Source organism: Nocardioides sp. NPDC004968 (genome assembly GCF_040608935.1).
Taxonomy (GTDB): Bacteria; Actinomycetota; Actinomycetes; order Propionibacteriales; family Nocardioidaceae; genus Nocardioides.
Genome location: NZ_JBEXJF010000018.1, coordinates 98,283 through 105,479, shown reverse-complemented (window position 1 = coordinate 105,479; position 7,197 = coordinate 98,283). Strand labels below are relative to the sequence as shown.

General features: G+C 70.1%; 5 protein-coding genes. 3 read left to right on the top strand and 2 right to left on the bottom strand.

Annotation, left to right across the window (positions count from 1 at the left end):
- Positions 1-129: 129 nt before the first annotated feature.
- Positions 130-1,782 carry a glycosyl hydrolase family 18 protein gene (locus tag ABZU72_RS17685; RefSeq protein WP_355020135.1) on the bottom strand — a complete coding sequence of 551 codons (1,653 nt, stop codon included), beginning with the start codon at positions 1,780-1,782 and terminating at the stop codon, positions 130-132.
- 175 nt (positions 1,783-1,957) lie between these two features.
- Between ABZU72_RS17685 and ggt the strand changes: the two genes are divergently transcribed.
- The gene (gene ggt / locus ABZU72_RS17680; protein WP_355020134.1) at positions 1,958-3,784 is read left to right on the top strand and encodes a gamma-glutamyltransferase; all 1,827 of its coding nucleotides are present in this window, start codon (positions 1,958-1,960) and stop codon (positions 3,782-3,784) included.
- Here the strand turns inward: ggt and ABZU72_RS17675 are convergent.
- A complete protein-coding gene (locus ABZU72_RS17675) occupies positions 3,781-4,848 on the bottom strand; it encodes a PLP-dependent transferase (RefSeq protein ID WP_355020133.1) in 1,068 nt (355 codons plus the stop codon). The two genes, ggt and ABZU72_RS17675, sit on opposite strands and share 4 nt — an antisense overlap.
- Before the next feature lie 87 nt (positions 4,849-4,935).
- Between ABZU72_RS17675 and ABZU72_RS17670 the strand changes: the two genes are divergently transcribed.
- Together ABZU72_RS17670 and murF are read left to right on the top strand one after the other, a co-directional pair.
- Positions 4,936-5,673 (top strand): alpha/beta hydrolase, encoded by a 738-nt coding sequence (locus tag ABZU72_RS17670; RefSeq protein WP_355020132.1) that lies wholly within the window; start codon positions 4,936-4,938, stop codon positions 5,671-5,673.
- 23 nt (positions 5,674-5,696) lie between these two features.
- The gene (murF, locus tag ABZU72_RS17665) at positions 5,697-7,187 is read left to right on the top strand and encodes a UDP-N-acetylmuramoyl-tripeptide--D-alanyl-D-alanine ligase (RefSeq protein ID WP_355020131.1); all 1,491 of its coding nucleotides are present in this window, start codon (positions 5,697-5,699) and stop codon (positions 7,185-7,187) included.
- Positions 7,188-7,197 lie beyond the last annotated feature (10 nt).

Sequence of the window (7,197 nt, the reverse complement as noted above, 5' to 3'; positions counted from 1 at the left end):
GCCGAGCGGGCGACCCCTACGAGCTCTCACCCGGCAGGCTGCTGCGCGAGACCCTGGTGACCAGCGCCGTGCGGAGTTCCGCACGGGAAGCGGGCCTTTCTCTGCATACCTTGATGGAGGGTCAGCGGCTCAGGCGGTGCCGAGGTCCTTCCACGGGCCCCACTCCTCGGTGCCAGGGGTGTTGCCCTGGGTCCACCACTTGGCCTCCCACAGGTGACCGCCGTAGGTGGCACGGTCACCGGCGACGTACACCGTCGTGGCCGACCATGCGGCCGCCCCGCCGGGCGGGTCGGTCGGTTCCTCGGTCGGCGGGTCCGTGGGCTCCTCGGTCGGCGGGTCGGTCGGGTCCGGCTCCTCGACCGGGCCGCCGGTGCCGTTGCGCATGGCGTCGGCGAAGGTGCCGATCAGCTCGCCCTGACGGTCACCGGAGAGCTCCCACCACATGCCTCCGCCGAGGCCCTTCGAGATGGCGTACGCCGCCTTCTGGGCGATCGTGCGCTTGTTGTCGTAGCTCCACCACTGATTGCCGTCGTAGCGCCACCCGGCGCCGGTCGCGGCGTCGTAGTGGTCGGTGCCGCGGGACTTGAGCTTGTCGTAGTCCTCGTTGCCAGCCTCGTACGTCCCTGGTGCCGCGGCGGTCGCCGGACCCCACGGGGCGGAGGAGGTGGCACCCTGCCAACCACGGCCGTACGCCGCCATGCCGAGCCCGAGCTGGGCCGGTGAGATGCCGGCGTCGAGGTACTCGCGGACCGACTCGTCCACGCTGAACCGCTTGCCGTCGGGGCGCGGGTCGGCGGGGTCGGCGTAGAGGTTGCCCTGATGGCCGGTCAGCGTCGGGTCCCAGGCACCCCACAGGTCGTAGCCCTGGATGTTGCCGAAGTCGAGGGAGTTGAAGATCGCCGGGTCGTTCCAGCCGCCCGCCTCGATGTCCTGCGGGTTGGCCGGGAGGAACGCGGAGAGCTGGTAGTCCTTGCCCGTGGTCGATCCCAGCGCGTCCAGCTGGGAGCGGAACTCGGCCAGCAGCGCCTTGAAGTTGGCGCGGTCGTTGACCGGGTCGACGTGGTTGCCGGCGTTGCCGTTGGGCGAGCCCGGCCACTCCCAGTCGATGTCGAAGCCGTCGAAGACGCCGGCGGCCGCTCCGGCGCCACCGCGGCCGTCGATGACCGGCAGGTTGCCCTTGATGTAGAGGTCGATGCAGGAGGAGACGAACTTGCGTCGCGACTCCGGCGTCGCCGCCGCGAGGGAGAAGTTCTTCGACCAGGTCCAGCCGCCCAGCGAGAGCAGGACCTTCAGGTCCGGGTGCTTGGCCTTGAGCTGCTTGAGCTGGTTGAAGGAGCCCGCCAGGGGCTGGTCCCAGGTGTCGGCCGTGCCGGAGACGGAGGCGTCGGCTGCGTACGACATCCCGTAGTCGGCGTAGGCGTCACCGGCGCCGTCGGAGCCGTTGGGCCCCTCGCCCTGAGCCTTGTTGGCCTCGAAGCAGGTCAGCGTCTGGTGGTGGATGTTGCCGAAGGCGTAGTTGAGGTGGGTGAGGTCGTCGGCGACCCCGGACGTCTCCAGCTGCTTGAGCTTGAAGGCTCGGCCGTAGACACCCCACTGCACGAAGTAGCCGACGTTGCGGTAGCCGTTGATCGCGGTCGGCTCCGCGGCGGCCGTCGTCAGCGATGCGCTGGACGGGGTGCTGGTGAGGACGAGCGTGCCGGTGAGGGCGAGCGCTCCGGCGAGTGCGCCGATGAGAAGGCCGGCTGTCCGGCGTGATCTTCGTGAGGGCAAGGCGACATGCATGGTGACACCTCCGAGGTGATGGCTGGCTCGGGCACCAGGCGCCCGAATCGCCATTCGATGGTGGCAGTCGGTTTGTTTGTAAGCAACCCTTACTAATTAAGGAATTTCAGAACGTAATTCGAGGTCGGCGCCGAAGTAGTACGTTCGATGAGCCGCCAATCTCTGGGAGATCGCCATGCTCGGACGCCGCTCTGCAGTTGTCGCCACACTGACCGGAGGTGCGCTCGCGCTGGCCACCCTGGTCCCGTACGCCGGGGCGACCGCCGCCCCGGAGGAGAGGCTGGCGCCACCACCGAAGGCGCCCACCGCGATCGGCTACGGAGGCGCGGTGGCGAGCGTCGACGCCGACGCGAGCCGGGTCGGGCTCGAGGTGCTGCGCAAGGGCGGCAACGCGACGGACGCAGCGGTCGCGACGGCTGCGGCGCTCGGCGTGACCGAGCCCTATTCGGCCGGGATCGGCGGGGGCGGCTTCTTCGTGCACTACTCCGCGCGCACCGGCGAGGTCGAGACGATCGACGGCCGCGAGAAGGCGCCGGCCGCGATGCCGCGCGACGCGTTCATCGACCCCGAGACGGGGAAGGAGTATCCATTCTTCCCCGACATGGTCACCAGTGGCGCCTCGGTCGGAGTGCCCGGAACCCCGCTGACCTGGGACAAGGCGCTGAGGAAGTGGGGCACGCGGTCGCTCGCCAAGTCGCTCGAGCCGGCGGCGCGGCTGGCTCGCCGGGGCTTCGTCGTCGACGAGACCTTCCGCCAGCAGACCGTCGACAACGCGGAACGTTTCGCAGCGATCGATTCCACTGCCGAACTATTTCTTCCTGGAGGATCCGCGCCCGAGGTCGGCAGCCGGTTCCGCAACCCCGACATCGCCGCGACCTACGACCTGCTCGCCCGCAAGGGCGTGAAGGCCTTCTACCGCGGCCCGCTGGCCGCGGAGATCGCCGCGACGGTGGCCGAGCCGCCCAAGAGCGACGACACCGACCTCCCGGTTCCGGCCGGCTGGGTGACCACCGAGGACCTCGCCGCCTACACCGCCCCCGACCGCGAGCCGACCCACTCGACCTACCGTGACCTGGACGTCTACGGGATGGCACCGCCGTCCTCGGGCGGCACCTCGGTGGGCGAGGCGCTCAACATCCTGGAGCGCTACGAGCTGGCCGGGATGACCAACACCGAGGCCTACCACCATCTTCTCGAGGCGAGCGCGATCGCCTTCGCCGACCGGGGCGCCTACCTCGGCGACCCCGACCACGTCGACGTACCCGTCGAGGCGCTCCTCGACGACACCTTCGCCGCCGAGCGGGCCTGCGGCATCGACCCCGCGGCGGCCCAACCCAAGCCCGTGGCGGCCGGTGATGCGTACGACTTCGACGGGGTCTGCGACGGCGCGGAAGGCGCCGGCGAGACCGCGAGGGACACCGAGAACCTCGAGACCACCAACCTGACCGTGGTCGACCGCTGGGGCAACGTCGTCGAGTACACCCTGACCATCGAGCAGACCGGAGGATCCGGCATCACCGTGCCCGGCCGCGGCTTCATCCTCAACAACGAGCTGACCGACTTCTCGACGACCTACCGGGCCGACGACCCCAACCGGATCGAGCCCAACAAGCGCCCGCGCAGCTCGATGTCACCCACGATCGTCCTCTCCGACGGCCGGCCCGTCCTGGCGGTCGGTTCGCCGGGCGGCTCGACGATCATCACCACGGTGCTCCAGATTCTCATCGAGCGGTACGCGCGCGACCGGACCCTGCCCGAGGCGATGGCGGCGCCGCGGGTCTCCCAGCGCAACGCGGCGAGCACCGGTGCCGAGCCGGCCTTCATCGAGGCGTACGGAGGGCCACTGACGTCGCTGGGGCACACCTTCGCCCCGACCGCTGAGCTCGGCGCGGCCACCGCGATCGAGATCGGTCCCGACGGGCTGCTGACCTCGACCGCCGAGCCGTGGCGACGCGGTGGCGGGTCCGCGCTGGTGGTGAGCCCGGTGTCGCCGACCCACTAGCTCCCGATGCGGTCCAGCGCCTGGAGCAGGTCGGCCCAGAGGTCGTCGACGTCCTCGACCCCGACCGACATCCGCACCAGCCCGTCGGGCACCGTCGCCGACTCGGTCTTCCAGCGGCGACGGCGCTCGAACGTGGACTCGACGCCGCCGAGGGAGGTCGCATTGACCCACAGCGAGGTTGAGTGGGTGAGCAGATCGGCCTGCTCCGCGGTGGGCAGGACCGCCGCGAGCATGCCGCCGAACCCGGGGTAGCGGACCTCAGCGACCGCCGGGTGCGCCGCCAGGCGCTCGGCGAGGGTCGCCGCGTTGGCGGAGGAGCGCTCGACGCGCAGGTGCAGCGTACGAATACCGCGAAGCGCCAGCCACGCCTCGAACGGGCCGGGGATCGCGCCGAGGAGGTCGCGACGGGCCTTGAGTACGTCCCACAGCGTGTCGTCGGAGACGACGACCGCGCCCATGACGACGTCGGAGTGGCCGGCGATGAACTTGGTGGCCGAGTGGATGACGATGTCCGCGCCGAGCGCGAGCGGCTGCTGGAGCAGGGGAGTGGCGAAGGTGTTGTCGACCACGACCCGCGCCCCGGCCTTGTGGGCGGCGGCGATGACGGCCGGCAGGTCGGCGAGCTGCATCCCCGGGTTGGTCGGGGTCTCGACCCAGACCAGCGCGACCTCGCCGTCGAGCTTCTCGAGCAGCTTCACGACCGCGGCGGTGTCGGAGAAGTCCGCGAGGCGCGCCGTCAGCCGGCCGCGCCCCTCGAGGTCGGCCAGCTGGCCGATGGTCCCCAGATAGCTCTGCTCGGTCGCCACGACCACCGAATCGTTGACCAGGTCGAGCAGCGTCGCGATCGCCGCGAGCCCTGAGGCGAACGACAGCGCCCGCCCTCCCTCGAGCTGCCCGAGCGCCTCCTCGAACGCCACCCACGAGTCGTTGGTGTAGCGCCCGTACTCCTTGTCCCCGCCGGCCACATAGGTCGAGGCCATCGTGATCGGTACGTTGAGCGGCTGGTCGGGCTCGTGGGCCGGCCGCCCGGCGTGGACGGCGATCGTGGCGGGCTTGTGATCCATGACTTCGACCCTATTGCCCGCTCGACAACCGGGCTCATGCGCCGCGCGGTTACGGCTCAGCGCATGGTCCCGGATAAGGTTGCGGCCGTGTTGACGACCCTGCTGGATGGACGTGCCTTCGGTGAGAAGCACGGCAAGGATGCTGCCACCGTCGTGGCCCTGCACGGCTGGGCCCGCAACCGCAGCGACTGGGGCTCGACGCTCGAGGGCATGGACGCGCTCGCGCTCGACCAGCCCGGCTTCGGCGCGACCCCGGCCCCCGAGGAGGCCTGGGGAAGCAAGGAGTACGCCGAGTGGCTGGCCCAGATCCTCGAGGGTCTCGACCGCCCGGTGCTCGTCGGCCACAGCTTCGGCGGCCGGGTGGCCGTCCAGCTCGCCGCGGCCCGCCCGGAGCTCGTCCGCGGCATCGTCCTCACCGGCGTGCCGCTGTTCCGTCCGAAGACCGGTGGCAAGCCCAAGCTCGCCTACCGGATCGGCCGCTGGCTCCACTCCAAGGGGCTGATCCCCGAGGCACGGATGGAGGCGCTGCGGGAGAAGTACGGCTCGACCGACTACCGCAACGCCAAGGGCATCATCCGCGACATCTTCGTCAAGGTCGTCAACGAGTCCTACGGCGACCAGCTGGCAGCCATCCCGAAGGACCTTCCGGTCCGCCTGATCTGGGGCGAGAACGACACCGCCGCACCGGTCTGGATGCCCGGTGAGGCCATGGAGATCCTGGGGGAGAACGCGACCCTGGAGATCGTCCCCGGGTCCGCGCACCTGCTCGACGCAGGGCTGGTCAAGAGCCTTCGAGGCGCCATCGACGAACTTCGTACGAACTGAATCTGAGGGGCTGAAGAAGAAGCATGTGGATCGTCCTGGTCACCTCCGCGCTGACCCTGGTCTCGTACTACCGCTGGCTGCGGGTCGCTCAGCGTGAGCACTACGAGCCGACGCGGCTGTTCGCGATCGAGTGGATCTGGATCAAGGCACGCCCGGTCGAGGCGATCCTGCTCGGCGCGGTCGTCGTGGTCTGCCTGGCCTCGTTCGTGCTGCCCTACGGCGCGCTCGTCGGCGCGCTGCTGTTCATCGGCTGGCCGGTGGGGATGAGCTTCACCGGCGCCAAGCGGCTGGTGTGGACCGACCGCGTCAAGCGCCTGGCCGGTGTGCTGTTCGTGCTGCACGCGATCGTCACCGTCGTGATCGCGCTCGTCGTCCCGGCCGCTGCGGGCCTGCTCCCGATCCTCGCGGTCCCGCTGGCCGAGGCGGCGCTGGCGATCATGTGGCCGATCGAGAAGGCGATGGCGAAGAAGTGGCAGGTCCAGGCGGCCGCCACGATCAAGAAGGTCAGTCCGCGGATCGTCGCGATCACCGGCTCCTACGGCAAGACCTCGACGAAGAACTACGCCACCCACCTGATGCAGGGCCGCTGGTCGACGCTGGCCTCACCGGCGAGCTTCAACAACGCGATGGGCCTCTCTCGCGCGGTCAACGACCGCCTCCAGCCCGGCACCGACATCTTCGTGGCCGAGATGGGCACCTACGGCCCCGGCGAGATCGCCGAGCTGACCGAGATCTTCCCGCCGGAGGTCGCCGCCATCACCACGATCGGCGAAGCCCACCTGGAGCGGATGAAGTCGCGCGAGACGATCGTGAAGGCCAAGTCGGAGATCCTCCCGAAGGCCTCGACCGTGGTGCTCAACATCGACGTACCCGAGCTCGCGCTCATCGCCGAGAACCTCCGCGCCAGCAAGCGCGTCATCGCCTGCTCCGCCGTTCCGGGCACCACCGCCGAGGTCGTGGTGGCCGACGGCGCGCTCCAGATCAACGGCGAGACGTACGCCGTCCAGCTTCCCGACGAGGTCGGGCACCCGATCAACGTGGCGATCGCCGTCGGCCTCGCCCTCGCGGTCGAGGTCCCGATCGAGACGATCACCCAGCGGCTGGCGTCGATCCCCGGCACGCCCCACCGCGCCGAGGCCAACAGGACGCCCGGCGGCGTCTGGGTCGTCGACGACACCTTCAACTCCAACCCCACCGGAGCCGCCGCGGCGCTCGCGAAGGCCAAGCGGCTGGCAGGGGAGTCGGGCACGGTGTGGACCATCACGCCCGGTATGGTCGAGCTGGGCACTGAGCAGGCCGCGCGCAACATCGAGTTCGCGCAGGCTGCCACGGCCTCCGACAAGATGCGGCTGTGCATCGTCGGTCGCACCAACCGAAAAGCGCTGCGTTCGGGGGAGCCAGCGCGAACCACCGCGTTCGAGAGCCGTAAGGCGGCAGCGGATCACGCTCTGACCGCGGCCAAGGAGGGCGACGTGGTGCTGTACGAGAACGACCTCCCCGACCACTACGCGTAGGACCCCCAGG

What these genes read in the sequence shown, in the direction of transcription:
- ABZU72_RS17685 (WP_355020135.1), bottom strand. Translation starts at nt 1,782, where the DNA reads ATGCATGTCGCCTTGCCCTCACGAAGATCACGCCGGACAGCCGGCCTT.
- ggt (WP_355020134.1), top strand. Translation starts at nt 1,958, where the DNA reads ATGCTCGGACGCCGCTCTGCAGTTGTCGCCACACTGACCGGAGGTGCG.
- ABZU72_RS17675 (WP_355020133.1), bottom strand. Translation starts at nt 4,848, where the DNA reads ATGGATCACAAGCCCGCCACGATCGCCGTCCACGCCGGGCGGCCGGCC.
- murF (WP_355020131.1), top strand. Translation starts at nt 5,697, where the DNA reads ATGTGGATCGTCCTGGTCACCTCCGCGCTGACCCTGGTCTCGTACTAC.